This is a genomic window from Streptomyces sp. NPDC023573 (genome assembly GCF_055559735.1).
In genome coordinates, this window is the sequence record NZ_JBVHKB010000002.1 from 53957 (window position 1) to 78659 (window position 24703).

At 71.2% G+C, this 24703-nt stretch carries 22 protein-coding genes; 15 read left to right on the forward strand and 7 right to left on the reverse strand.

Annotated elements, in window-relative coordinates; translation table 11 throughout:
- Window positions 1-81: 81 nt before the first annotated feature.
- Window positions 82-1170: a redox-regulated ATPase YchF gene (ychF, locus tag ACZ32T_RS06675; RefSeq protein WP_467268078.1), complete on the reverse strand. Its 1089-nt coding sequence runs from the start codon at window positions 1168-1170 to the stop codon at window positions 82-84.
- Window positions 1171-1436: 266 nt separating this feature from the next.
- Here ychF and ACZ32T_RS06680 point away from each other — a divergent pair, with 266 nt between their 5' ends.
- On the forward strand, window positions 1437-2042 hold the full coding sequence (locus ACZ32T_RS06680; protein ID WP_467268080.1) for a DUF6542 domain-containing protein: 606 nt from the start codon (window positions 1437-1439) through the stop codon (window positions 2040-2042).
- Window positions 2043-2045: 3 nt separating this feature from the next.
- Here the strand turns inward: ACZ32T_RS06680 and ppgK are convergent, their stop codons facing one another.
- Window positions 2046-2783: a polyphosphate--glucose phosphotransferase gene (ppgK, locus tag ACZ32T_RS06685; protein WP_356716066.1), complete on the reverse strand. Its 738-nt coding sequence runs from the start codon at window positions 2781-2783 to the stop codon at window positions 2046-2048.
- Window positions 2784-2881: 98 nt separating this feature from the next.
- Entirely contained in the window at window positions 2882-3871 is a 990-nt protein-coding gene (locus ACZ32T_RS06690) for a 4-hydroxy-3-methylbut-2-enyl diphosphate reductase (protein WP_467268083.1), read from the reverse strand.
- A 77-nt stretch (window positions 3872-3948) separates the two neighbouring features.
- Here ACZ32T_RS06690 and ACZ32T_RS06695 point away from each other — a divergent pair, with 77 nt between their 5' ends.
- From ACZ32T_RS06695 to ACZ32T_RS06710, 4 genes are all read left to right on the forward strand, one after another.
- The gene (locus tag ACZ32T_RS06695) at window positions 3949-5292 is read left to right on the forward strand and encodes an APC family permease (protein ID WP_467268085.1); all 1344 of its coding nucleotides are present in this window, start codon (window positions 3949-3951) and stop codon (window positions 5290-5292) included.
- A 30-nt stretch (window positions 5293-5322) separates the two neighbouring features.
- Window positions 5323-6534 carry an exodeoxyribonuclease VII large subunit gene (gene xseA / locus ACZ32T_RS06700; protein ID WP_467365723.1) on the forward strand — a complete coding sequence of 404 codons (1212 nt, stop codon included), beginning with the start codon at window positions 5323-5325 and terminating at the stop codon, window positions 6532-6534.
- 61 nt (window positions 6535-6595) lie between these two features.
- Window positions 6596-6850, forward strand: coding sequence for an exodeoxyribonuclease VII small subunit (locus ACZ32T_RS06705; RefSeq protein WP_467268087.1), 255 nt, complete (start codon window positions 6596-6598; stop codon window positions 6848-6850).
- 122 nt (window positions 6851-6972) lie between these two features.
- Window positions 6973-7563: a malonic semialdehyde reductase gene (locus ACZ32T_RS06710; protein WP_356716075.1), complete on the forward strand. Its 591-nt coding sequence runs from the start codon at window positions 6973-6975 to the stop codon at window positions 7561-7563.
- A 91-nt stretch (window positions 7564-7654) separates the two neighbouring features.
- Here ACZ32T_RS06710 and ACZ32T_RS06715 read toward each other — a convergent pair whose 3' ends face one another.
- On the reverse strand, window positions 7655-8209 hold the full coding sequence (locus ACZ32T_RS06715; RefSeq protein WP_467268090.1) for a DUF4245 domain-containing protein: 555 nt from the start codon (window positions 8207-8209) through the stop codon (window positions 7655-7657).
- Window positions 8210-8353: 144 nt separating this feature from the next.
- Here ACZ32T_RS06715 and glpX point away from each other — a divergent pair, with 144 nt between their 5' ends.
- The gene (gene glpX, locus ACZ32T_RS06720; protein WP_467268092.1) at window positions 8354-9385 is read left to right on the forward strand and encodes a class II fructose-bisphosphatase; all 1032 of its coding nucleotides are present in this window, start codon (window positions 8354-8356) and stop codon (window positions 9383-9385) included.
- A 58-nt stretch (window positions 9386-9443) separates the two neighbouring features.
- Here the strand turns inward: glpX and ACZ32T_RS06725 are convergent, their stop codons facing one another.
- On the reverse strand, window positions 9444-9809 hold the full coding sequence (locus ACZ32T_RS06725; RefSeq protein ID WP_356713135.1) for a WhiB family transcriptional regulator: 366 nt from the start codon (window positions 9807-9809) through the stop codon (window positions 9444-9446).
- A gap of 160 nt (window positions 9810-9969) precedes the next feature.
- The gene (locus ACZ32T_RS06730; RefSeq protein ID WP_467365724.1) at window positions 9970-10641 is read right to left on the reverse strand and encodes a DUF1707 SHOCT-like domain-containing protein; all 672 of its coding nucleotides are present in this window, start codon (window positions 10639-10641) and stop codon (window positions 9970-9972) included.
- Window positions 10642-10845: 204 nt separating this feature from the next.
- Here ACZ32T_RS06730 and ACZ32T_RS06735 point away from each other — a divergent pair, with 204 nt between their 5' ends.
- The 4 genes from ACZ32T_RS06735 to ACZ32T_RS06750 all read left to right on the forward strand — a co-directional run bounded on the left by ACZ32T_RS06735 (window position 10846) and on the right by ACZ32T_RS06750 (window position 17180).
- Window positions 10846-12510 (forward strand): fumarate hydratase, encoded by a 1665-nt coding sequence (locus ACZ32T_RS06735; protein ID WP_467365726.1) that lies wholly within the window; start codon window positions 10846-10848, stop codon window positions 12508-12510.
- A 180-nt stretch (window positions 12511-12690) separates the two neighbouring features.
- The gene (locus tag ACZ32T_RS06740; RefSeq protein ID WP_467268384.1) at window positions 12691-14100 is read left to right on the forward strand and encodes a class II fumarate hydratase; all 1410 of its coding nucleotides are present in this window, start codon (window positions 12691-12693) and stop codon (window positions 14098-14100) included.
- Window positions 14101-14139: 39 nt separating this feature from the next.
- Window positions 14140-14859, forward strand: a complete 720-nt coding sequence (gene fomD / locus ACZ32T_RS06745) for a cytidylyl-2-hydroxypropylphosphonate hydrolase (RefSeq protein ID WP_467268099.1) — start codon at window positions 14140-14142, stop codon at window positions 14857-14859.
- A gap of 380 nt (window positions 14860-15239) precedes the next feature.
- Window positions 15240-17180 carry a SpoIIE family protein phosphatase gene (locus tag ACZ32T_RS06750; protein WP_467268101.1) on the forward strand — a complete coding sequence of 647 codons (1941 nt, stop codon included), beginning with the start codon at window positions 15240-15242 and terminating at the stop codon, window positions 17178-17180.
- A 63-nt stretch (window positions 17181-17243) separates the two neighbouring features.
- Here ACZ32T_RS06750 and ACZ32T_RS06755 read toward each other — a convergent pair whose 3' ends face one another.
- A complete protein-coding gene (locus tag ACZ32T_RS06755) occupies window positions 17244-19478 on the reverse strand; it encodes a transglycosylase domain-containing protein (protein ID WP_467268103.1) in 2235 nt (744 codons plus the stop codon).
- Between the two features lie 222 nt (window positions 19479-19700).
- On the opposite strand from ACZ32T_RS06755, the gene ACZ32T_RS06760 reads away from it, so the two are divergent.
- From ACZ32T_RS06760 to ACZ32T_RS06780, 5 genes are all read left to right on the forward strand, one after another.
- On the forward strand, window positions 19701-20672 hold the full coding sequence (locus ACZ32T_RS06760; RefSeq protein ID WP_467268105.1) for an SPFH domain-containing protein: 972 nt from the start codon (window positions 19701-19703) through the stop codon (window positions 20670-20672).
- Window positions 20669-20926, forward strand: a complete 258-nt coding sequence (locus tag ACZ32T_RS06765; RefSeq protein ID WP_467268107.1) for a type II toxin-antitoxin system antitoxin — start codon at window positions 20669-20671, stop codon at window positions 20924-20926. Before ACZ32T_RS06760 ends, ACZ32T_RS06765 begins: the two co-directional genes overlap by 4 nt.
- Window positions 20927-21161: 235 nt before the next feature.
- Entirely contained in the window at window positions 21162-21686 is a 525-nt protein-coding gene (locus ACZ32T_RS06770; protein ID WP_467268109.1) for a PadR family transcriptional regulator, read from the forward strand.
- Window positions 21683-22369 (forward strand): ABC transporter ATP-binding protein, encoded by a 687-nt coding sequence (locus ACZ32T_RS06775; protein WP_467268110.1) that lies wholly within the window; start codon window positions 21683-21685, stop codon window positions 22367-22369. Before ACZ32T_RS06770 ends, ACZ32T_RS06775 begins: the two co-directional genes overlap by 4 nt.
- Window positions 22366-24699: an ABC transporter permease gene (locus ACZ32T_RS06780; RefSeq protein ID WP_467268112.1), complete on the forward strand. Its 2334-nt coding sequence runs from the start codon at window positions 22366-22368 to the stop codon at window positions 24697-24699. Before ACZ32T_RS06775 ends, ACZ32T_RS06780 begins: the two co-directional genes overlap by 4 nt.
- Window positions 24700-24703: the final 4 nt, after the last annotated feature.

The following is a 24703-nucleotide window of genomic DNA, read 5'->3' on the forward strand; positions in this document are numbered from 1 at the left end:
GGCGCCACCCTTCACATGGAGCCGAACGCGCCGTCCGGGTGACACGCCGGAGGAAGACCCTCACACCCCGGGGCCAGCCCGCTACACGTTGAAGCGGAACTCCACCACGTCGCCGTCCTGCATCACGTAGTCCTTGCCCTCCATGCGCGCCTTGCCCTTGGCGCGGGCCTCCGTGACCGAGCCCGTCTCGACGAGGTCGTCGAAGGAGACGATCTCCGCCTTGATGAAGCCCTTCTGGAAGTCGGTGTGGATCACACCGGCCGCCTCCGGAGCCGTCGCGCCCTTCTTGATCGTCCAGGCGCGGGCTTCCTTCGGGCCTGCCGTGAGGTAGGTCTGCAGGCCCAGGGTGTCGAAGCCGACGCGGCCGAGGGTGGCCAGGCCGGGCTCTTCCTGGCCCATGGACTGGAGGAGTTCGAGGGCCTCCTCGTCGTCGAGCTCGATCAGCTCGGACTCGATCTTGGCGTTGAGGAAGATGGCCTCCGCCGGGGCGACCAGGGCGCGCTGCTCGTTCTTGAAGTCCTCGTCCACGAGCTCGTCCTCGTCGACGTTGAACACGTACAGGAAGGGCTTCGTCGTGAGCAGGTGCAGCTCGTGGAGGAGGCGGCCCTTCTCGGTGCCGGCCGTGATGCCCCGGGAGAAGAGCGTGTCGCCCGCCTCGAGGATCTTCTGGGCCTCCTCGACGGCGGCGAGGACCGCGACCTTCTCCTTCTGGAGGCGGGCCTCCTTCGTCAGGCGCGGGACGGCCTTCTCGACGGACTGGAGGTCGGCGAGGATCAGCTCGGTGTTGATCGTCTCGATGTCGTCCTTGGGCGAGACCTTGCCGTCGACGTGGACGACGTTGTCGTCCTTGAAGGCCCGGATGACCTGGCAGATCGCGTCGGACTCGCGGATGTTCGCGAGGAACTTGTTGCCCAGACCCTCGCCCTCGCTCGCACCCCGCACGATGCCCGCGATGTCGACGAAGTCGACGGTGGCGGGGAGCAGCTTCTGCGAGCTGAAGATCTCGGCGAGCTTGTCCAGGCGCGGGTCGGGGACGCCCACGACGCCGACGTTCGGCTCGATGGTGGCGAACGGGTAGTTGGCCGCCAGCACGTCGTTCTTGGTCAGGGCGTTGAAAAGGGTCGACTTGCCGACATTCGGCAGGCCGACGATTCCGATCGTGAGCGACACTTTGGCGACTTCCTGAAGTGAGGAGAGGGGCTGTGCGGGCGGGCCGGAGGGCGGACCGATTCTCCAGTTTACGGGCGGGGCCCGCCGACCCGTCACGGGTGCGGGAACGGGGGCGGGGACGGAGGCCGGGACGGAGGCCGGGACGGAGGCGGGCCCGGGGCCGAACGGGCCTGTTTCGGCCGTGCGGTATCGAACGCAACGCCAAGGTCACCCAAAGCGCGTGTCCAACGCCCGAAAGAGTGCACCCGGCGTCCTAGGTTGTCGGGGTGGAGCAGCACAGGACACGTACCCCGCAGCGCACCCAGCCCCCGCAGGGCCGGCCCGCACCGCCCGGCGGCCTCGGCGAGGCCACGGGGGCGGCCGGAAGCCCGGTGGCGGTGGCGGTCGCCCCGGCGCCGGCGGCCGGCCCGGGGCCCCGGCGCGGGGCCCCGCCCGTGGTCCTGGCGCTGCGCAGATTCCCCAACCCCCGGCTGACCGGCATCGGCGCCGGACTCTTCGCGGCGCTGGCGATGTTCCTGCTGGCCTGCGTGGACCGGCTGCTCTTCGGTGGTTCGGAGCTGGTGTACGGGCTGCTCTTCCTGCCCGTCAGCGCCCTGACCGCCCTGTGGGTGCGGCCCGCCGACCTGGTGACCGCCCCGATCATCGTGCCCATCGCCTTCGCGGTCGGCGTGATCCCCGTCGCCGGCGGCACGGGCGGCTTCGGCGGGCAGGCGATGGCCGTCGTGACCGCGCTCGCCGTCCAGGCGGGCTGGCTGTACGGGGGCACGCTCATCGCGGGTCTCATCGCCTCCGTACGGAAGATCCGGCAGATGCGGGAGCGGCAGCGGCACCTGGCCAGGGCCGACCGGGCCGACCGCCGCCCCCGCGCCTAGAAGCTACGTGCCGGCGGCCGCCATGGCCGCACCGACGATGCCGGCGTTGTTCTGCAGCTGGGCCGGGACCATCTCGGCCCGTACGTGTTCGATGAGCGGCAGGAACTTCTCCGCCTTGCGGCTGACGCCCCCGCCGATGATGAAGAGCTCGGGCGAGAACAGCATCTCCACGTGGACCAGGTACTTCTGCACCCGGTGCGCCCAGTGGTGCCAGCTGAGGTCCTCGTCCTCCTTGGCCTTCGTGGAGGCGCGCTTCTCCGCGTCGTGGCCGTGCAGCTCCAGGTGGCCGAGCTCCGTGTTGGGGACGAGCTGCCCGTCGGTGAAGACCGCGCTGCCGATGCCCGTGCCGAGGGTCAGCATGATGACCGTGCCCTTGCGGTCACGGCCCGCCCCGAAGGTCATCTCGGCGACACCGGCCGCGTCGGCATCGTTGAGGATCGTGACGGGCTGCCCGATACGTTCGCTGAGCAGCGCCCGGGCGTCCGTGTCGATCCAGCCCTTGTCCACGTTGGCCGCGGTCCTGGTGACACCGCCGGTGACCACTCCGGGGAACGTGATGCCGACCGGCCCCTGCCAGTCGAAGTGGCCGACGACCTCGGCCACACCGTCGGCCACGCTCGCGGGCGTGGCCGGGTGAGGTGTCAGTACCTTGTGGCGCTCCCGCGCCAGCTCTCCGCGGTCCAGGTCCACGGGCGCACCCTTGATCCCTGAACCACCGATGTCCACACCGAAGATCTCCATGTGATCCACGGTACGGGCAGGTGGCGAGGATCACTCCCCGGAGGGGTGATCCGGCCGACGTGCGCGGGGCGCCCGGCCGGGGGCCGGGCGCGCCCCGGTCACTGGGCGGAGAGCGCGGCGGCCTCGGCCCGCAGGTCGCGCCGGAGCTCCTTGGGCAGCGAGAAGGTGATCGACTCGTCGGCCGTCTTCACCGTCTCCACGTCCGCGTAGCCCCGCTCGCCCAGCCACTCCAGCACGCCGTCGACGAGGACGTCGGGCACCGAGGCGCCGGAGGTGAGCCCGACGGTGGTGACGCCCTCCAGCCACGCCTCGTCGATCTCGTCGGCGAAGTCCACGAGGTGGGCGGCGGGCGCGCCGGCGTCCAGGGCGACCTCGACCATGCGGATCGAGTTGGAGGAGTTCTTGGAGCCGACGACGATGACCAGCTCGGCGTCCTCGGCCAGCTTCTTCACGGCGATCTGACGGTTCTGCGTGGCGTAGCAGATGTCGTCGCTGGGCGGGGAGAGGAGGTTCGGGAACTTCTGCTTGAGCGCGCCGACGGTCTCCATCGTCTCGTCGACGGAGAGCGTGGTCTGGGAGAGCCAGACGACCTTCGACTCGTCGCGGACCTCGACGTTCGCCACGTCGTCGGGGCCGTCGACCAGCGTGATGTGGTCGGGGGCCTCACCGCTCGTGCCGATGACTTCCTCGTGGCCCTCGTGGCCGATCAGGAGGATGTCGTAGTCCTCCTTGGCGTAGCGGACGGCTTCCTTGTGGACCTTGGTGACCAGCGGGCAGGTCGCGTCGATCGTGGCGAGCTTGCGCTCGGCGGCCTCCGCGTGGACGGTCGGGGCGACGCCGTGCGCGGAGAACATCACGATGGAGCCCTCGGGCACCTCCGCGGTCACGTCGACGAAGATCGCGCCCTTCTTCTCGAGGGTCTGCACGACGTACTTGTTGTGCACGATCTCGTGACGGACGTAGACCGGGGCACCGTACTGCTCCAGTGCTTTCTCGACGGCGATCACGGCGCGGTCCACGCCCGCGCAGTAACCACGGGGGGCTGCGAGCAGGACACGGCGGGCAGGAGAAGCAGTCATGCGTCCCATCGTAAGGCCGTACCGAACAGGCGCCGGGTCGGCGGGGTCGCGAGACTGATGCGTACGCAACCAGCGACGGAGGGTTCATGGCGGGGAGCAGCACGGAAGAGGGAAAGCTGCGGCGGACACTCGGGTTCCGGGACCTGGTGGTGTACGGGTTGCTGTTCATCGCGCCGATGGCCCCGGTCGGGGTCTTCGGCACCCTGGACGCCAAGTCCGACGGGGCCGTGGCGCTCGTGTATCTCGTGGCGACCGTGGTGATGGCCTTCACCGCGTTCAGCTATGCCCAGATGGTGCGGGTGGCCCCGCTCGCCGGGTCGGTCTTCGCGTACGCCCGCAAGGGGCTCGGGGAGGGGCCGGGGTTCATCGCCGGCTGGATGGCGATGCTCGACTACCTGCTCATCCCGGCCGTCGCCTATCTCTTCTCCGGGATCGCGATGAACGCGCTGGTCCCCGAGGTGTCGCGGTGGGTGTGGACGGCGATCGCGGTGGTGGTGACGACGCTGCTCAACCTGTGGGGCGTACGGGCGGCGGCCCGGGTGGGCTTCGCGGTGCTCGCCATGGAGATCGTGGTGCTGCTGGTGTTCGTGGTGGCGGCGGCGGTGGTGCTGGCCCGGGACGGGGCGCAGCGCGGCTGGCTGTCGCCGCTCACCGGTGACACCGGGTTCTCGCTGACGGCGGTGCTGGGGGCGGTGTCCGTAGCGGTCCTGTCCTATCTGGGGTTCGACGCGATCGCCTCCTTCGCGGAGGAGGTGACGGGGGGCTCGGCGAAGGTGGCGCGGGCGGTGCTGTTCTGCCTGGTGCTCGCGGGAGCGCTGTTCGTGGTCCAGTCGTATCTGGCGGCGCTGCTGGAGCCGGTGAGTTCGGCGGAGCTGGCCGCGGATCCGGTGAAGCAGGGGTCCGCGTTCTACGACGCGGTGGACGCCTCGGTGGGCTCCTGGCTGCACGATCTGGTGGCCGTGAGCAAGGCGATCGGTGCGGCTTTCGCGGCGCTGGCGGGGCAGGCGGCGGCCGGCCGGCTGGTGTTCGCGATGGGCCGGGAGGGGCGGCTGCCGTCGTTCCTGTCCCGGGTCGACAGCAGGTCCGGGGTGCCGCGTGTCGCGATCGCGTGCGCGGCGGTCGTGACGCTGGTGGCGGCGGTGTGGGCGGCCCGGCGCGATGACGGCCTCGACCACCTGGTGTCGGTCGTGAACGTGGGGGCGCTCACCGCGTTCGTGCTGCTGCACGCGTCGGTGGTCGGCTGGTTCGCCGTACGCCGGATGGAGGGGCCGCCGAACTGGTGGCGCCACATCGTGGTGCCGGTGGTGGGCGCGGCCGTGCTGGTGGCGGTGATCCTGGAGGCGACGACGAGTGCCCAGCTCGTGGGGGTGTGCTGGCTGGGGATCGGGCTGGTGGTGCTGGCGGTGCAGTGGGGGCGGCGGGCGGCCTGATTGTCGGCACCGGCCGATACGCTCGCCCGTATGGCTCTCACTACGTCCCCGGAAGCCCCGCTGCCCGTCGGCGACGTGTCACGGCTGATCGGCGGCTGGATCGACCGGCTCGGCGCGGTCTGGGTGGAGGGGCAGATCACCCAGCTGTCACGCCGGCCCGGCGCCGGGGTGGTGTTCCTGACGCTGCGCGACCCCTCCCACGACATCTCGGTGAGCGTGACCTGCTTCCGGCAGGTCTTCGACCGGATCGCCGATGTGGTGACCGAGGGCGCGCGGGTGGTCGTCCTCGCCAAGCCCGAGTGGTACGCCCCGCGCGGGCAGCTGTCCCTGCGGGCCACGGAGATACGGCCCGTGGGCATCGGCGAGCTGCTGGTGCGGCTGGAGCAGCTGAAGAAGTCGCTGGCCGCCGAGGGGCTCTTCGCCCTGGACCGGAAGAAGCCGCTGCCCTTCCTGCCGCAGCTGATCGGCCTCGTCTCGGGCCGGGCGTCGGCGGCGGAGCGCGATGTGCTGGAGAACGCCAGACGGCGCTGGCCGGCGGTGCGCTTCGAGGTGCGCAACACCGCGGTGCAGGGTGTGCACGCCGTGAACCAGGTGGTCCAGGCGGTCCAGGAGCTGGACGGGCTGCCCGAGGTCGACGTGATCGTGGTCGCCCGTGGCGGCGGCAGCGTGGAGGATCTGCTGCCGTTCTCCGACGAGGCGCTGATCCGGGCGGTGGCGGCGTGCCGCACGCCGGTGGTCTCCGCGATCGGGCACGAGCCGGACTCGCCCCTGCTCGACCTGGTGGCCGATGTGCGGGCGTCGACGCCGACGGACGCGGCGAAGAAGGTCGTGCCGGACGTGGGTGAGGAGCTCGACCGCGTCCAGCAGCTCCGCGACCGGGCGCTGCGGACCGTGCGGGGCCTGATCGACCGGGAGGAGCGGGGCCTGACGCATGCGCTGGGCAGGTCCTCCATGGAGCGGCCGCAGCGGATGGTGGACGAGCGGGAGGCGGAGGTCGACGCCCTGGTGGGGCGGAGCCGCAGGGTCCTCGGGCACCTGCTGGACCGCGCGGACTCGGAGCTCGCGCACACCCGGGCCCGGGTCGTGGCGCTCTCGCCGGCGGCGACGCTGGAGCGGGGATACGCGGTGCTGCAGCGGCCGGACGGCCATGTGGTGCGCTCCCCCGCGGACGCCGGGGCGCCGGGCGAGGAGCTGCGGGCGCGGGTATCCGAGGGCGAGTTCACCGTGCGGGTCGCGGAGTGACGGTCTCCGGTGAGGCCGTGGGCGGCCGGGTTTGTCGGACCCCGCGCATAGGGTGGTCGGCATGACGGACGACGGGACGACGACGGCTGCCGCGACCGGCACGCTCGGGTACGAGCAGGCGCGGGACGAGCTGATCGAGGTCGTACGCCGCCTGGAGGCGGGCGGCACGACGCTGGAGGAGTCGCTGGCCCTGTGGGAGCGCGGCGAGGAGCTGGCGAAGGTCTGCCGGCACTGGCTGGAGGGCGCGAGGGCCCGGCTGGACGCGGCGCTGGCGCGCCCCGAGGAGCGCACGGAGGCCGGCGGCGACCCGGAGTAGGACCCAGGGGAGGCGCCTGTGCGGTGGATCACTCCGGGACAGATTTAGTTGAAGTTTAATCTATCCCTCGGTTACGGTGATCGTGTCGCTTGACCCGTACAGGCCGGAAGGTAACGCTCCAGATGTCCCTCGTTCTTGACCCCGCCGCCCAGGACCTCCTCTTCCGTGAGGCCCGCACTGCCAACACGTTCACCGACGAGCCGGTGACCGACGAGCAGGTCCAGGCGATCTACGACCTGGTCAAGTACGGCCCCACGGCCTTCAACCAGTCGCCGCTGCGCGTCGTCCTGGTCCGTACGCCGGAGGGCCGCGAGCGCCTCGTGAAGCACATGGCCGAGGGCAACCGGCCGAAGACCTCCACCGCCCCGCTGGTCGCGCTCCTCGTCGCCGACCACGAGTTCCACGAGGAACTCCCGGCGCTCCTGCCGCACTTCCCGCAGGCCAAGGACGCGTTCTTCTCCGAGCGCCCGGTCCGCGAGCAGTCGGCCGCGCTCAACGCCACGCTGCAGGCCGCCTACTTCATCATCGGCGTCCGCGCCGCCGGCCTGGCCGCCGGCCCGATGACCGGCTTCGACGCCGCGGGCATCGAGAAGGAGTTCCTGGACGGCGACCACAAGCTGATCATGGCCGTCAACATCGGCAAGCCGGGCGAGGACGCCTGGTTCCCGCGCCTGCCGCGCCTGTCCTACGACGAGGTCATCACGACCGTCTGATCTCCCTCCCGGGAGGCGGCCCGCCTCCCGGGACACCGCAAGAGCCCCACGACGCCGAGCGTCGTGGGGCTCTTCCGTCGGTACGGGGGTCTCAGGAGGCGGCAGGTGCGCCGGAGGCCTCGGGGGCCGGAGCCGTCTTCAGCGCGGCGGCCATCTCCGCCAGCCGGTCCGCGGGGGCCGAGCCGGTGACCACCGTCGTCACACCCTCGGCGTGCAGCACCAGCGCGTCGTACTTCGGCCCGTTCCAGATCTCCCACTCACGGCCCGAGACCTCGCGCGTGCGCCCGGTGTTCTCGGCGTCCCGGCTGACCTCGGAGACGTACTTCTTCGCGGGGGCCGTCGACTGCTCGACGGCCACGTACCTCTTGTCGGGGTCGAGGAAGCCGAGGTGCCATCCCGAGCCGTTCTGCCCCTCGTACGAGACGGAGGTCGGCTTCCAGCCTTCGGGCAGCCCCGCCGGGGCGGCCACGGGGTACGGCGCGGCGCGACGGGCCGTCGCGAGCTCGACCCGGTAGTCGACCGCCTTGAGGGGGTCGGCCTTTTCGTCGTGCGGGATGAAGAGGTAGACGACGCCCGCCACTGCGGTGATCACGAGCATCGACAGGATCATGTCCCGGACGGTCTGCTTGCCTCGCTTGCTTGCCACGGACTCAATGGTGGCATGGGCCGCCGGAGGCCCGGTCGGCGGGCACCCGCTCATAAGTGACCCGCTCTGCTCATTTTATCGACCTACCGATAGAGTCACAGCACCCTCTTTTCCGGTCGTCGTCGTACAGAAAGGTGCGCTCCGATGTCCGAGCATCATCTGCCGTCCCAGCTCGAGGTCTCCCCGGAGGCCCCCGACCGCAACCTGGCCCTGGAGTTGGTGCGGGTCACCGAGGCCGCCGCCATGGCCGCCGGGCGCTGGGTCGGCCGCGGCGACAAGATCGGCGCCGACGGCGCCGCGGTGAAAGCCATGCGCACGCTCGTCTCCACCGTGTCGATGAACGGCGTGGTCGTCATCGGTGAGGGCGAGAAGGACGAAGCGCCCATGCTGTTCAACGGCGAGCGCGTCGGCGACGGCACCGGGGCCGAGGTCGACATCGCCGTCGACCCGATCGACGGCACCACGCTCAACGCGAAGGGCATGCCCAACGCGATCGCCGTACTGGCCGCCGCGGACCGCGGCGCGATGTTCGACCCGTCCGCCGTCTTCTACATGGACAAGCTGGTCACCGGCCCCGAGGCCGCCGACTTCGTCGACATCAACGCACCGGTGTCCGTGAACATCCGGCGCGTCGCGAAGGCCAAGAGCTCGGCCCCGGAGGACGTCACCGTCGTCATCCTGGACCGGCCCCGGCACGAGAACGTGGTCAGGGAGATCCGGGAGACCGGCGCCCGGATCAAGTTCATCTCCGACGGCGACGTCGCCGGGTCGATCATGGCGGCCCGTGAGGGGACCGGCGTCGACCTGCTCATGGGCATCGGCGGCACCCCGGAGGGCATCATCTCGGCCTGCGCCATAAAGTGTCTCGGCGGCGTCATCCAGGGCAAGCTCTGGCCCAAGGACGAGGCGGAACGGCAGCGGGCGCTGGACGCCGGCCACGACCTGGACCGGGTCCTGTCCACGGACGACCTCGTCAGCGGGGACAACGTCTTCTTCGTCGCCACCGGGATCACCGACGGCGAACTCCTGCGCGGTGTGCGGTACCGCGGGGAGACGGCGAGCACGGAGTCCCTGGTGATGCGGTCCAAGTCGGGCACGATCCGCAGGATCGACTCGACGCACCGGCTGTCGAAGCTGCGCGCCTACAGCGCGATCGACTTCGACCGCGCCAAGTAGTCCCGAAGCGCAAGATGCGGGGCCGCCCGGTCGGGCGGCCCCGCATCCGCGCGGAACGTCAGCCGGCTATGCGTCCCGTCGGGGCCGCGGCCTTGAGCTCCACGTCGCGCCTGCGGCGCCGGGCGAGCACCACGCGGCGTTCGGCGGCGGTGAGGCCGCCCCACACACCGTAGGGCTCGGGCTGTACGAGCGCGTGCTCCTGGCACTCCACCATCACCGGGCACCTCGCACAGACCTGTTTCGCGGCCTCCTCACGGGCCAGCCGGGCAGCGGTCGGCTCCTTCGACGGGGCGAAGAACAGCCCGGCTTCGTCCCGGCGGCACACAGCCTCCGAGTGCCAGGGCCCCGCCTGGTCCTCCCGCGCGGGTGTGCGCTGGGACGGCACGGCGGCGACCTGCAGGGGCTGATGCGGCATGTGCAGCACGGTCCACTCCTGACGACGGCTTCGGCTTCGTGAGCGAGAGGCGATGCAGCACTCCCTACCCGCTGTACGCGCGCCTATGCACTGAGTGGCGCCGCCGCCCGTTCCCCGCGCCGCCGTCACGTCGCCCGCTGGCCGGAATTCGCCGTGGACCCCTGCCGGCTCAGTGGCCGAGGTGCTTGCGCAGGTGCTTGTGGAGGTTGGCGATGAGCTTGCCCCGCTTGGGCTTCGCCTCGACGTTCCCGAACACGGAATAGCCGTTCACCACGACAACCGGAGCCTCGGGGTCGGTGGATTCCAGTGTGTCGACCTCGAAATTGCCGAAAATGCCCGTTCCGCTGCCGCGCAGCGAGATGTTCTCGGGAACCTTGATCTCGACGCTGCCGAAGATGGAGGTCGCGTTGATGACCGTCAGACGCTGGCCGAACAGCGCCTCCGTCAGGTCGATCTCCACACTGCCGCAGAACGAGAAGGCGTTCGTACGGCCGCCGACGCGCCAACGGCCCCTGCGGGTGGTGCTGCTGAAGACCGCCACCATGTTCTCGGCGGGCCCGGTCGCCCCGTCGGGGCCGTAACCGTAGGGCGAGGCGGCCGGGCGGGGGGCGTCGCCCGCTGCCGGGAGATCCTGGACCAGCGGCTCGAGCTCGCCGACGGTCTTGGCCCGGTAGACCAGGTCGACCCGCTCCGCGTGCTCCTCGGCCGTCAGCCGGCCCTCGGCCACGGCGTCCCGCAGGATGTCCGCGATCCGGTCGCGGTCCGCGTCGGACGCGCGGATTCCGGCGGGCGCGGGACCGGCCGGAGCGACGGGCTGCTGGGGCTGCTTCTCTAGGTCCACCGCAACAGCGTACCGAAACGCGATAGATCGCGACAGCACCTCTCCGGCCCCGCGCCGAAACCCTGTGCGCCGATCCGCGGTACGGGATCAAGCGCCGCGGGGTGAGCCTTACCTCACAGGCCCGGCGCGTCGGCGGCGTTCTACCCTGGTGGATGCGCTGCCCAAGGGTGGTCAGCCGCTGTCGCCGAGTGAGGAATGGCCGTAATGCCAGAGTTTGCGTACTCCGATCTGCTCCCCCTGGGAGAGGACACCACGCCGTACCGGCTGGTGACCGCCGACGGCGTCTCGACCTTCGAGGCCGACGGCCGTACGTTCCTCAAGGTGGCGCCGGAGGCCCTGCGCACCCTCGCGGCCGAGGCCATGCACGACATCTCGCACTATCTGCGCCCCGCCCACCTGGCGCAGCTGCGCCGCATCGTGGACGACCCCGAGGCGTCCTCCAACGACAAGTTCGTCGCGCTGGACCTCCTGAAGAACGCGAACATCGCCGCCGCGGGTGTGCTGCCGATGTGCCAGGACACCGGCACGGCGATCGTCATGGGCAAGCGCGGGCAGAACGTCCTGACCGAGGGCGGTGACGAGGAGGCCCTGTCGCACGGCATCTTCGACGCCTACACCGAGCTGAATCTGCGCTATTCGCAGATGGCCCCGCTGACGATGTGGGACGAGAAGAACACCGGCTCGAACCTCCCGGCCCAGATCGAGCTGTACGCGACGGACGGCGGCGCGTACAAGTTCCTCTTCATGGCGAAGGGCGGCGGCTCCGCCAACAAGTCGTTCCTCTTCCAGGAGACCAAGGCGGTCCTCAACGAGGCCTCCATGATGAAGTTCCTGGAGGAGAAGATCCGCTCCCTGGGCACGGCGGCCTGCCCGCCGTACCACCTGGCGATCGTCGTCGGCGGCACCTCGGCCGAGTTCGCCCTGAAGACCGCGAAGTACGCCTCCGCGCACTACCTCGACGAGCTGCCCGCCGAGGGCTCCCCGACCGGCCACGGCTTCCGGGACCAGGACCTGGAGCAGAAGGTCTTCGAGCTGACGCAGAAGATCGGCATCGGCGCCCAGTTCGGCGGGAAGTACTTCTGCCACGACGTGCGCGTGGTCCGCCTCCCCCGGCACGGCGCCTCGCTGCCCGTCGCGATCGCCGTGTCGTGCTCGGCCGACCGCCAGGCCACCGCGAAGATCACCGCCGAGGGCGTCTTCCTGGAGCAGCTGGAGAAGGACCCGGCGCGCTTCCTCCCGGACACCACGGACGAGCACCTGGACGAGTCCGACGTGGTGCGGATCGACCTGAACCGGCCGATGGACGACATCCTCGCCGAGCTGACCAAGTACCCGGTCAAGACCAGGCTCTCGCTGACGGGCCCGCTGGTCGTGGCGCGCGACATCGCACACGCCAAGATCAAGGAGCGGCTCGACGCGGGCGAGGAGATGCCGCAGTACCTCAAGGACCACCCGGTCTACTACGCGGGCCCGGCGAAGACCCCCGAGGGCTACGCCTCCGGCTCCTTCGGCCCGACGACGGCCGGCCGCATGGACAGCTACGTCGCGCAGTTCCAGGCGGCCGGCGGCTCCAAGGTCATGCTCGCCAAGGGCAACCGCTCCCAGCAGGTCACGGACGCCTGCGACGCCCACGGCGGCTTCTACCTCGGCTCGATCGGCGGCCCCGCCGCGCGCCTCGCGCAGGACTGCATCAAGAAGGTCGAGGTCGTCGAGTACGAGGAGCTCGGCATGGAGGCGGTCTGGCGCATCGAGGTCGAGGACTTCCCCGCGTTCATCGTGGTCGACGACAAGGGCAACGACTTCTTCACCGAGCCCGCCCCGGCCCCGACCTTCACCAGCATCCCGGTCCGCGGCCCCGGCCTCGGCTGACCGCACGTCCGACGGAGGGGCGCGCCCGGTGGCCGGGCGCGCCCCTCCGGCGTATACGGCGGTCCGGTGGACGCGTGAACACCGGGGCGGGGGTGTGATCGGTGCGGGGGGCCCGGGCAGGAGTATCGGGGAATACGGCGGGCGCGGACCGCGCTCGCCCCTGCAGGAGGTATGAACACCATGGGCGAACCGGCCGAGGACACGCAGTACCGCGTCGAGCACGACTCGATGGGCGAGGTGAAGGTGCCGGCCCACGCGAAGTGGCGGGCCCAGACACAGCGCGCGGTGGAGAACTTCCCCATCTCCGGGCAGCGGCTGGAGCGGGCCCACATCGAGGCCCTGGCACGGATCAAGGCCGCGGCGGCCAAGGTCAACGCCGAGCTGAAGGTGCTGGATCCGGACATCGCGGGCGCCATCCAGGAGGCCGCTGCGGAGGTCGTGGACGGACGCTGGGACGAGCACTTCCCCGTCGACGTCTTCCAGACGGGTTCCGGCACGTCGTCCAACATGAACACCAACGAGGTCGTGGCCACACTCGCCACGGAGCGGCTCGGGCGCGAGGTCCACCCCAACGACCACGTCAACGCGTCCCAGTCGTCGAACGACGTGTTCCCGTCGTCGGTCCACATCGCCGCGACCGCCGCCGTCACCGCCGACCTGATCCCGGCGCTCGAACACCTGGCCGTCTCCCTGGAGCGGAAATCGGCCGAATTCTCGGAGGTCGTGAAGTCGGGCCGTACGCACCTGATGGACGCCACACCCGTGACCCTGGGGCAGGAGTTCGGCGGTTACGCGGCGCAGATCCGGTACGGCGTCGAGCGGCTGCGCGCCTCGCTGCCCCGCCTGGCCGAACTCCCCCTGGGCGGCACCGCGGTGGGCACGGGGATCAACACCCCGCCCGGGTTCTCCGCAGCGGTGATCGCGGAGGTCGCCCGCACGACGGGACTGCCGCTCACCGAGGCCCGGAACCACTTCGAGGCGCAGGGCGCCAGGGACGGGCTCGTCGAGGCGTCGGGCCAGCTCCGCACGATCGGCGTGTCGCTCACCAAGATCTCCAACGACCTCCGCTGGATGGCCTCCGGGCCCCGCACCGGGCTCGCCGAGATCAACCTGCCCGACCTGCAGCCGGGCTCCTCGATCATGCCGGGGAAGGTCAATCCGGTCATCCCGGAGGCGGTGCTGATGGTCGCGGCCCAGGTGACGGGCAACGACGCCACGGTCGCCGCCGCCGGAGCGGCAGGCAACTTCGAGCTCAACGTCATGCTTCCGGTCATCGCGAAGAACCTGCTGGAGTCCGTACGGCTCCTCACCAACGCCTCCCGGCTGCTCGCCGACCGCACGGTCGACGGCATCACCGCGAACGTCGGACGGGCCCGGCAGTACGCGGAGTCCTCGCCCTCGGTCGTGACCCCGCTGAACAAGTACATCGGCTACGAGCAGGCGGCGAAGGTCGCCAAGAAGTCCCTGGCCGACGGCACGACGATCCGGGAGACGGTGCTGGCCGAAGGCTACGTCGAGCGTGGTGACCTGACGGCGGCGCAGCTCGACGAGGCCCTGGACGTGCTGCGTATGACCCGGCCTGACGCGTAACGCACCGCGCGGCCGGGGAGCCGTCCCTAAGATCTCTTCATGACAGCGACGGAAGCGGGTACGGGAGCGGGCACCGGGGCGGGTGCGGGAGACGGCGGGCGCTGGTCGCCGGGGGACCGGATCCTCTGGCGGTACCGGGACAACGGAAGACCGGGCGACGGTGAGGGCCACGCGGTGCACATCTGCCGGCCGGTCACGGTCGTCCAGGACACCGACGAACTCCTGGCCGTGTGGATGGCGTCCGGCACCGAGTGTGTGAGGCCGGTCCTCGCCGACGGCACCCAGGTGCACGCCGAACCGCTCGCCACCCGCTACACCCGCCCGCGCACCACGGTGCGGTCCCGGTGGTTCGGCTCGGGTGTGCTGAAGCTCGCCAAGCCGGGTGACCCCTGGTCGGTGTGGCTGTTCTGGGACCGGGGCTGGCTCTTCCGGAACTGGTACGTCAACCTCGAGGAGCCGCGCTCACGCTGGTCCGGCGGGGTGGATTCGCAGGACCACTTCCTCGACATCTCGGTGCGTCCCGACCACAGCTGGGAGTGGCTCGACGAGGACGAGTTCGCACAGGCGCAGCGGGTCGGGCTGATGGACGAGGCCACCGCCCGGCGGGTACGCGAGGCGGGACTGGCGGCCGTCGAGGTGATCCAGCGCTGGGGCGCACCGTTCAGCGACGGCTGGGAGCACTGGCGGCCCGACCCCAGGTGGCAGGTGCCGCCGCTGCCTGATGACTGGGACCGCTCCCCCGCCCCCACACCGTCGTGAGACCCTTGATGCACCCCAGGGGGGCAAACGTAGGATCACCCTCCATGAACCGCTCCGCCGGACCGACGCGCCACAACCGGCAGGATCGGCCAGGGGCCTGACCACCAGTCACCGAACGCACCGCATGAGTCACACGGCCCACGGAGCCGGGTGGAGCGTGCGGACGCACGAACCACTACGAGGGGTGGAGACGTGTTCGCTGTCCGCTGCCCAGCCATGCGAGCGCCCCGAACCGGCCGCTCCCGTGGCCGTTCGGTTTCGGCCCCTTTTCCAGGGGCATCCGGTGACAGCCGTTGTTCTCACCGCTCTTGCCGGGGCACAGTGGCGCCCCACAAGGTGATTGCCTCATACAACCGGCCCGGACGGACGGAATCCCACGCGTGACGGAGCATCCCACCTCCCACGAAGGCCGGCAGCCCCTCGCCGCCCGGCCGCAGGAACGCGCCCGGCCCCGGCAGGAGGAGGCCCCGCCGGGCGCCGCTGCCACCGCCGCGATTCCCGGCCCCTCCCCGGTGCCGCACCCGGCGAAGGGCCCGGCGGCGAACGCCGTGCCGGGTGCGCCCGCCGCGGACGGGGCCGCTCCCGTCGTCGACACCCAGACGCTCTCGCGACGCGAGGGGGACCGGCTGCGGTTCGTCGGCGCGGCGACCCGCCGGATCGCGCGGGGCATAGACCTGGACGAGATCGTGCTGGGGCTCTGCCGGGCGAGCGTGCCCACCTTCTCCGACGCCATACTCGTCTACCTCCGCGACCCGCTCCCGGTGGGTGACGAGCGGCCCGTCAACCCCTTCGTGCTGCGGCTGCGGCGCACCGACAGGCTGCGGCTGGCCGACGAGGAGAGCGAGAGCGGGACGGAGGGCGAGCGGCTGAGGCTGTCCGTCACCGACCCGCAGGCCGGGCTGCTGCCGGCCGCCGACCTGTGCGAGATCCGGGCGGGCGGCGCGCTCGCCGAGGTGCTGCGCGGGGTGCGTCCCGTCTTCGGGGACTCCGCGGCGGCTCGCGTCGCCCTGCCCGAACTGCTGGGCGCCGGGAGTACGGTGCCGACCGGGCACCGCGCGATCCTGGCTCCGCTGCGGGGCCGGCGCCGGGTGATCGGCGCCGCCGTCTTCCTGCGCGGCACGGACCGTCCGCCGTTCGAGGCGAACGACCTCCTGGTCGCGGCCCAACTGGCCACGCACACCGCGCTCGGCATCGACAAGGCCGTGCTGTACGGCCGCGAGGCGTACATCGCCGACGAGCTCCAGCGCACGATGCTGCCCGACTCGCTGCCGCAGCCCACGGGCGTGCGCCTGGCCTCGCGCTACCTCCCGGCCGCGGAGACGGCCCGGGTCGGCGGCGACTGGTACGACGCGATCCCGCTGCCCGGCAGCAGGGTCGCCCTGGTCGTCGGGGACGTGATGGGGCACTCCATGACGTCCGCTGCGATCATGGGCCAGCTGCGCACCACCGCGCAGACCCTGGCCGGCCTCGACCTGCCTCCGCAGGAGGTCCTGCACCATCTGGACGAGCAGGCGCAGCGGCTCGGCAGCGACCGCATGGCGACCTGCCTCTACGCGGTGTACGACCCCGTCGCGCACCGCATCACCATCGCCAACGCCGGCCATCCGCCGCCGGTGCTGCTCCACCTGGGCGGCCGGGCGGAGGTGCTGCGGGTTCCGCCGGGCGCGCCGATCGGTGTCGGCGGCGTCGACTTCGAGGCCGTCGAGCTGGACGCCCCGGCCGGGGCCACGCTGCTGCTGTACACGGACGGCCTGGTGGAGTCCCGGATGCGGGACGTGTGGACGGGCATCGAGATCCTGCGGGAGCGGCTCGCCGCCACCGCCCAGCTGACGGGCCCGGACCATTCGCCGCCGCTGGAAGCGCTCTGCGACGACGTGCTGGACATGCTCGGTCCCGGGGACCGGGACGACGACATCGCCCTGCTGGCCGCGCGGTTCGACGGGATCGCGCCGAGCGATGTCGCGTACTGGTTCCTGGAGCCGGAGGACGCGGCGCCCGGCCGGGCCCGCAGGCTGGCCCGCAGGGCGCTCGGCCGGTGGGGTCTGGACGACCTGTCGGACGAGGTGGAGCTGCTGGTCAGCGAGGTGGTGACCAACGCGGTGCGCTACGCGGAGCGGCCGGTGACGCTGCGGCTGCTGCGTACGGACATCCTGCGCTGCGAGGTCGGCGACGACTCCCCGCAGCTGCCCCGGCAGCGGCGCGCCCGGGAGACCGACGAGGGCGGACGCGGGCTGTTCCTGGTCAACCGGCTGGCCAGACGGTGGGGGGCGACCCGGCTGTCGACGGGCAAGGTGGTCTGGTTCGAGATGGCCACCCCCTAGGAACGACACCGGAGACATGTGTGAGGGGCGGGTGCCGGATCGGCACCCGCCCCTCACACGTCGCTACTGCCCCAGCAGGCCCTCGCCGCCGGGCCGCTCGCCCGGCGGACGGTCACCGTCCTCGGGGACCTCCGGCGTGCTGGGCGACCCGCTCGGGGTCTCCGAGGGCGTCTCGCTCGGCGTCTCGGCCGGGGGCGACTCCTCGCTGGGGGTCTCGCTCGGCGTCTCGCTGGGCGTCTCGGGCTCCTCCGACGGGGTCTTCGACGGCTCCTCGGTCTCGGACGGGGTCGCCGAGGGCATCTCGGTCACCGGCGTCTCACCCCTTTCGACTCCCCGCAGGTCGAACGCGGCGTCGGAGCCGCCTCCGAGCGCGCCCAGGGTGTAGTCGGCCCAGATCCTGGCGGGGAACCCGCCACCGTTGGCCCGGCCGGAGTTGGCCGTGCCGGTGAGGCTGACCTGGCCGCCGCCCTCGGCGGTGGACTCACCGAAGAGAGCCACAGCCGTGGTGAGCTCCGGGGTGTAGGCCGCGAACCAGGCCGCCTTGTTGTCCTCGGAGGTGCCGGTCTTGCCGGCCGCGTCGTAGGCGGAGGTGTCGGCCTCCCGGCCCGAACCGACGTCGACGACCTCGGTCAGGGCCTTCGTCACGGTGTCGGCGGACGCCCGGCTGATCACCTGGCCGCCCACGCCGTCGACGGGCTCCATGGTGCGGTCGCGGTGCTCGGCGGACTTCACGATGGTCGGGGTGACCTTCTTGCCGTGGTTGTCGAGCGTCGCGTACACCCCGGCCATGTCCCACGTCGAGGCGTTCATCGTGCCGAGCGTGATCGCGGGACGCTCCGGGAAGTTCTTGTCCGGTACGCCCAGGTCCAGCGCGGTCTTCTTCACGGCGCTCGGGGTGACGTCGACGACCATCTGCGCGAAGACGGAGTTGATCGACTTGTCCATCGCCGTCCGGACGGTCGGACTGTCGTAGCTGATGTCGTCCTCGTTCTGCGGGGCGAACGGGGTGTCGCTGCCGACGACCGGGCGCTTGCTGGTGCCGTCGTAGACCGTGTTCAGGCCGATCAGGTCGCCGTCCTGGGTGGTCGACCCGTTCTCCAGGGCCGAGGCGAGGACGAGCGGCTTGAAGGTGGAGGCCGGCTGGTAGTCCTGCCGGGTGGCGTTGGAGATGTAGTGCTCGGTCGCGCCGACACCGCCGTACAGCGCGACCACCTTGCCCGTCTTCGGGTCCACGGAGGTGGCACCGGCCTGGACGGTCGCGTCGACCTTGCTGTTCTCACGGTCGAGCTGGTTCTCCAGCTGGTCGGCGACGGACTTCTCCAGCTGCTTCTGCCGCTTCTTGTCGATGTTGAGGGTGACCGTCCAGCCGCCGGCGTCCAGCTCTTCCTCGGTGACGCCCTGCCGCTTCATCTCGTTGTTCGCGGCCTCGACGAGGTAGCCGGTCTGGCCCTCCATGCCGGGGGCCGCCTTGGGAGCGTCCGGGACGGGGAAGGTCAGCTTGTCCCGCTCGGCCTTGTCCAGCCAGCCCTCGTCCACCATGTTGTTCAGCGTGTAGGCCCAGCGCTCCTTGACGAGCTTCTTGCCGCCGGGGGTGGCGTTCGCCCAGTCGTACTGGCTGGGGGCCTGGAGCAGGGCCGCGAGATAGGCGCCCTGTGCGGTGTCGAGATCCTTCGCGTCGACGCCGTAATAGGCCTGCGCCGCCGCCTGGATACCGCTCGCGCCTCGGCCGTAGTAGACCGTGTTGAGGTACCCGGCGAGGATGTCGTCCTTCTCCGTGCGCTGGTCGACCTTGAGCGATATCACCAGCTCCTTGAGCTTCCGGGTGACCGTCTGGTCCTGCGTGAGGTAGTAGTTCTTCACGTACTGCTGGGTGATCGTGGAGCCACCCTGCTTCCCCTTGCCGGAGAGCGTGTTGAGCAGGCCGCGCGCGGTGCCCTTGAGGTCGACGCCCTGGTCCCGGTAGAAGGACTTGTTCTCGGCGGCGACGAAGGCGTGCTGGACCGCCTTCGGCACGACCTCCAGGTCGACTATCTCCCGGTTGACCTCGGAGTTGCTCCGGGCCAGGAGCGTGCCGTCGCTGTACTTGTAGACGTTGCTCTGCTTCTGGGCCTGCGCGTTGGCCTCAGGCACGTCGACGTACACGTAGAGCGCGGCGAAGGCGCCCATCGCGAGCAGGCAGAGACCGAAGAAGGTGCCCAGGATCTTCCGCCAGGTGAAGAGCCGGCGTATGCCGCCGCCGCTCGTGGCGGCCCGGCGCGCTCCCCGCCCCTGGGCTCGTCGCGCATCCGCTCGACCCATCGCTGTGGTGCTCCTGTCCTTCTGCTCGTGCCGATCCGGTCAGACCTGCCAGCTAACACTGAAAGCCTGGACAAATGACAAGCGATCCGGTCTTTTCCGGACGTGAGAATCAGCACCCACTTCTGTAGGAACCGACTCCCGAGGGGTGCACAAGGTTGCGAGGAGCGTTAATGTGTAATCACATTGCTAGCGCGGCGCTATGCCGTACGAAACGGGGGACCCATGTCCGCACCACACGACCTGCCCGGCGCCACCGGCCCCGGCGCCGACCTGACGCCCGACGCCCCCGAGATGCCCGCACCCCAGGTCAGGGAGGTGACGGCGCACTCCATCCCTGGCGGGCTCGGCCTGCTCCTGACCGTCCTCGGAGTGCTCCTCGGCGTGGCCCTGGCCATCGTCGGCGGCGTCCTGAGCTCCGACGGCCACAAGGGAGCCGGCGTCCCGCTGCTCATCCTCGGGCTGCTCCTGACCGTGGCCTCCTTCTTCTGCATGAGCGGTGTGAAGATGGTCGCTCCGGGCGAGGCCCGGGTCATCCAGCTCTTCGGCCGCTACGTCGGCACGATCCGCGCGGACGGCCTGCGCTGGATCAACCCGCTGACCTCCAGCCGCAAGATCTCCACCCGGGTCCGCAACCACGAGACGGCCGTCCTGAAGGTCAACGACGCCTACGGCAACCCGATCGAACTCGCCGCGATCGTCGTCTGGAAGGTCGAGGACACCGCGCAGGCGCTCTTCGAGGTCGACGACTTCCTGGAGTTCGTCGCCACCCAGACCGAGGCGGCGGTCCGGCACATCGCGATCGAGTACCCGTACGACGCCCACGAGGAGGGCGGGCTCTCCCTGCGGGGCAACGCCGAGGAGATCACCGAGAAGCTCGCGGTCGAGCTCACGGCGCGGGTGCAGGCGGCGGGCGTGCGCATCATCGAGTCCCGCTTCAGCCACCTCGCGTACGCCCCCGAGATCGCCTCGGCGATGCTCCAGCGGCAGCAGGCGGGGGCGGTCGTCGCGGCGCGCCAGCAGATCGTCGAGGGCGCGGTGGGCATGGTCGAGATGGCGCTGACGCGGATCGCGGAGCAGGACATCGTCGAGCTGGACTCCGAGCGGAAGGCGGCGATGGTGAGCAACCTGATGGTGGTGCTGTGCGGTGACCGTGCGGCACAGCCGGTCCTGAACACGGGCACGCTCTACCAGTGACCGACGACGAGGCCCCTCCCCCCGGCCGGGCGGCCCGGCGCGGCCCCGCCCGCAAGCAGATGCTGCTGCGGCTCGACCCGGCGGTGCACGACGCGCTGGCCCGCTGGGCCTCGGACGAGCTCCGCAGTGCGAACGCGCAGATCGAGTTCCTGCTGCGGCGGGCGCTGGCGGAGGCGGGCCGGCTCCCGGGCGGCGCGGCCCCGATCGCCCGCCGGGGCCGGCCCCCGAAGACCCCGCCCGACACGGAGGGGTGACCGGGGGCGAATCGTTGTCCTGAATGTCCCTCAGGCTGCGTCGGGGGGACCCCCAACGGGCTTGACATCGTCCCCCGCGCCACCCGGCACAGGCCCGCAGAATCAAGCCCCGCCGGCGATCGAGGCGCGGGGGTCCGGCGGCGGAGCCCCTGGTGGCGCGGCCACACCCGTGCCGCCCGGCCTCCACCCGGGGTCGTATACATGGCGGGTATACACGCCATGTACAGTGCGGCGCATGTCAATCGGTCACACCCTCCTCGGGCTCCTGGAGTCCGGCCCCCGCCACGGCTACGACCTCAAGCGCGCCTTCGACGAGAAGTTCGGGCAGGATCGCCCCCTGCACTACGGCCAGGTCTACGCGACCATGTCCCGCCTGCTCAAGAACGGGCTCGTCGAGGTCGACGGCGTCGAGACGGGCGGCGGGCCCGAGCGCAAGCGGTACGCCATCACCGACGCGGGCATCACCGACGTCAGCTCCTGGCTCGCCCAGCCCGAGAAGCCCGAGCCGTATCTTCAGTCGACCCTGTACACGAAGGTCGTCCTCGCACTGCTCACCGGCCGCGACGCAGCCGACCTCCTGGACGCCCAGCGCTCCGAGCACCTGCGCCTCATGCGGATCCTCACCGACCGCAAGCGCCAGGGCGACCTCGCCGACCAGCTGATCTGCGACCACGCCCTCTTCCACCTGGAAGCCGACCTGCGGTGGCTGGAGCTCACCTCCGCACGTCTCGGCAAGCTCGCCGAGGTGATCGCCCCGTGACCCCCGCCGGCACCCTGCTCGCCGCCCACGACCTCCACAAGACCTACGGTTCGACCCCCGCGCTCGACGGCGCCTCCTTCTCCGTCCACCCCGGCGAGGTCGTCGCCGTCATGGGCCCCTCCGGCTCCGGCAAGTCGACGCTGCTGCACTGCCTCGCCGGAATCGTCACCCCCGACTCGGGCACCATCACCTACGGCGGCCGCGAACTCTCCGGGATGCCCGACGCCGAGCGCAGCGCCCTGCGCCGCAGCGACTTCGGTTTCGTCTTCCAGTTCGGCCAGCTCGTCCCCGAACTGACCTGCGTGGAGAACGTCGCCCTGCCCCTCCGCCTCAACGGCGGCAAGCGCAAGCAGGCCCAACGCACCGCCCGGGAGTGGCTGGAGCGTCTGGAGGTCGACGACATCGCCGACCAGCGCCCCGGCGAGGTGTCCGGCGGCCAGGGCCAGCGCGTCGCCGTGGCCCGCGCCCTGGCCGCCTCGCCCAAGGTCGTCTTCGCCGACGAGCCGACAGGGGCACTGGACTCCCTCAACGGCGAGCGGGTCATGGAGCTGCTGACGGAGTCCGCCCGGACGGCGGGGGCGGCCGTCGTGCTCGTGACGCACGAGGCCCGGGTGGCCGCCTACTCGGACCGCGACATCGTCGTACGCGACGGCCGGTGCCGTGACCTGGAGTACGTCGCATGACCTGGTTGAGGGATCTCGGCCTCGGCATACGTTTCGCCGCCGCGGGCGGGCGCGAGGGCTGGGCGCGGACCGCGCTCACCGCCGTCGGGGTGGGCCTCGGCGTGGCGTTCCTGCTGATCGCCTCGTCCGTCCCCCACCTGCTGGACGCGCGCTCCGCACGCGACCAGGCCCGCTCGGAGAACGCGGCCTCGTGGAACGGGGAGGCCCGGAAGTCCGACACCACGGTGCTGCGGATCGACGCGCAGACCGAGTTCAGGGGACAGGCCGTCCACGGCTTCCTGATGCGCCCCGAAGGCGCACATCCGGTCACTCCTCCCGGCGTCGCGTCCCTCCCCGCCCCCGACGAGATGGTCGTCTCCCCCGCGCTCCGGGACCTGCTGGCCTCACCGGAGGGCAGCCTCCTCAGGGAGCGCCTCCCGTACCGGATCTCCGCGACGATCGGTGACGAGGGCCTTCTCTCACCGGGCGAGCTCTACTACTACGCCGGCAGCGACACCCTGACCCCGGCCGCCGGCGGCCACCGGGTGGACGGCTACGGGAACAGGGAGTCGGGCGAGGAGCTGCCACCCGAGCTGGCCGTCCTGGTCATCCTCATCTGCGTGGTGCTCCTCGTCCCCGTGGCGATCTTCATCGCCACCGCCGTACGGTTCGGCGGTGAGCGGCGGGACCGCCGGCTCGCCGCCCTGCGCCTGGTCGGTACGGACATCGGGTCGACCCGCAGGATCGCGGCGGGTGAAGCCCTGTTCGGCTCACTGCTCGGACTGCTGGTGGGCGCGGCGCTCTTCTTCGTCGGCCGCGGATTCGCCGGCGGGGTGGAGCTCTGGGGCCACAACGCCTTCCCCTCGGACCTGGTCCCCGCCGTGTGGCCGGCCGCGCTCATCGCGGTGGCCGTGCCCCTCGCCGCGGTGTTCGTCACGCTGGCCGCTCTGCGTTCAGTGGTCATCGAACCCCTCGGCGTCGTACGCAAGTCCGTCGGCCGGCGACGCCGCCTCGGGTGGCGGCTGCTCGTACCGGTCGCGGGAATCGCCGTACTGGCGTCGACCGGGCGGGTGGACGAGTTCACCTCCGTCAAGCCGTTCCCGATCGCGGCCGGCGCCGCACTGGTCCTGATCGGGCTCGCCCTGCTGCTCCCCTGGCTGGTCGAGGCAGTCGTGAAGCGCGTCCACGGCGGCCCGGTGCCCTGGCAGCTCGCCGTGCGCAGGCTCCAGCTCAGCAGCGGGGCGGCGTCGCGCGCGGTCAGCGGCATCACGGTGGCGGTGGCGGGCGCGATCGCCCTGCAGATGCTGTTCGGCGCCATGGGGGACGACTTCAAGCGGATGACGGGCCAGGACCCGTCACGGGCCCAGTTCACCACCTACTCCGAGGACGTCAGCGGTGAGGCCGCGGCCAGGACCATCGAGGAGTTCCGGGCGACCGAAGGGGTCGAGGCCGTCATCGGCACGGTCGAGACGTACGTGACCAGGGCGGAGCCGCACGAGGGGGACAGTCTGCCCATCACCACCCTGACCGTCGGCGACTGCGCCACGCTGAAGGAACTGGCGGCGATCGGCTCCTGCGAGGAGGGCGACGCCTTCGTCGTCCATCCGGAGCACGACAAGGAGATGGCCGACTGGATCGACGAGACGGCCCGCAAGGGCGAGGAGATCGAGCTCAACTCCTCCTACGGCGAGGAGCCGGGCGCGAAGTCGGTGCTCTGGACCCTGCCGGCCGACGCCCGGACCGTGCGGGCCGGGCTCGATCCGCTCGGCAAGGAGCACTGGGGCATCATGACGACGCCCGGCGCGGTCGATCCGGGCATCCTGCCCAACGCCCAGATCATCGCCCAGATCCGGGTCGACGAGGGCGTGGAGGACGTCGCCGAACACGTACGGAACACGGCGGCCAGGATCGACCCCTCGATGCGGGTGGGCAGCCTCACCTCCATGACGCGCGACCGCCAGTACGCCAGCGTGCAGACGGCGCTCCAGCTCGGCGCGGTGGTCACTCTGCTGCTGATCGCCGCGTCCATGCTGGTCTCCCAGCTGGAACAGCTCCGGGAGCGCAAGCGGCTCCTGTCGGTGCTGGTCGCCTTCGGCACCAGGCGGGTCACCCTCGGCTGGTCGGTGCTCTGGCAGACCGCCGTCCCTGTGGTACTCGGCCTGCTCGTCGCGACGGCGGGCGGCCTGGGCCTGGGCACCCTGCTGACCTGGATGCTCGACAAATCGGTCACCCGGTGGTGGGTGTTCCTGCCGATGGCGGGGGCGGGCGGGGCCCTCGTCGTGGCCGTGACCGTGCTCTCCCTGCCCCTGCTGTGGCGCCTGATGCGCCCGGACGGCCTGCGCACGGAGTGAACGC

Bases quoted from the DNA above. Each gene is read 5' to 3' on its own strand.
- ACZ32T_RS06695 (WP_467268085.1), top strand. From the start codon at position 3,949: ATGGCGGGGAGCAGCACGGAAGAGGGAAAGCTGCGGCGGACACTCGGG.
- ACZ32T_RS06710 (WP_356716075.1), top strand. From the start codon at position 6,973: ATGTCCCTCGTTCTTGACCCCGCCGCCCAGGACCTCCTCTTCCGTGAG.
- glpX (WP_467268092.1), top strand. From the start codon at position 8,354: ATGTCCGAGCATCATCTGCCGTCCCAGCTCGAGGTCTCCCCGGAGGCC.
- ACZ32T_RS06780 (WP_467268112.1), top strand. From the start codon at position 22,366: ATGACCTGGTTGAGGGATCTCGGCCTCGGCATACGTTTCGCCGCCGCG.
- ACZ32T_RS06755 (WP_467268103.1), bottom strand. From the start codon at position 19,478: ATGGGTCGAGCGGATGCGCGACGAGCCCAGGGGCGGGGAGCGCGCCGG.
- ppgK (WP_356716066.1), bottom strand. From the start codon at position 2,783: ATGGAGATCTTCGGTGTGGACATCGGTGGTTCAGGGATCAAGGGTGCG.
- ACZ32T_RS06770 (WP_467268109.1), top strand. From the start codon at position 21,162: ATGTCAATCGGTCACACCCTCCTCGGGCTCCTGGAGTCCGGCCCCCGC.
- ACZ32T_RS06705 (WP_467268087.1), top strand. From the start codon at position 6,596: ATGACGGACGACGGGACGACGACGGCTGCCGCGACCGGCACGCTCGGG.
- xseA (WP_467365723.1), top strand. From the start codon at position 5,323: ATGGCTCTCACTACGTCCCCGGAAGCCCCGCTGCCCGTCGGCGACGTG.
- ACZ32T_RS06740 (WP_467268384.1), top strand. From the start codon at position 12,691: ATGGGCGAACCGGCCGAGGACACGCAGTACCGCGTCGAGCACGACTCG.
- ACZ32T_RS06690 (WP_467268083.1), bottom strand. From the start codon at position 3,871: ATGGGACGCATGACTGCTTCTCCTGCCCGCCGTGTCCTGCTCGCAGCC.
- ACZ32T_RS06760 (WP_467268105.1), top strand. From the start codon at position 19,701: ATGTCCGCACCACACGACCTGCCCGGCGCCACCGGCCCCGGCGCCGAC.
- fomD (WP_467268099.1), top strand. From the start codon at position 14,140: ATGACAGCGACGGAAGCGGGTACGGGAGCGGGCACCGGGGCGGGTGCG.
- ACZ32T_RS06735 (WP_467365726.1), top strand. From the start codon at position 10,846: ATGCCAGAGTTTGCGTACTCCGATCTGCTCCCCCTGGGAGAGGACACC.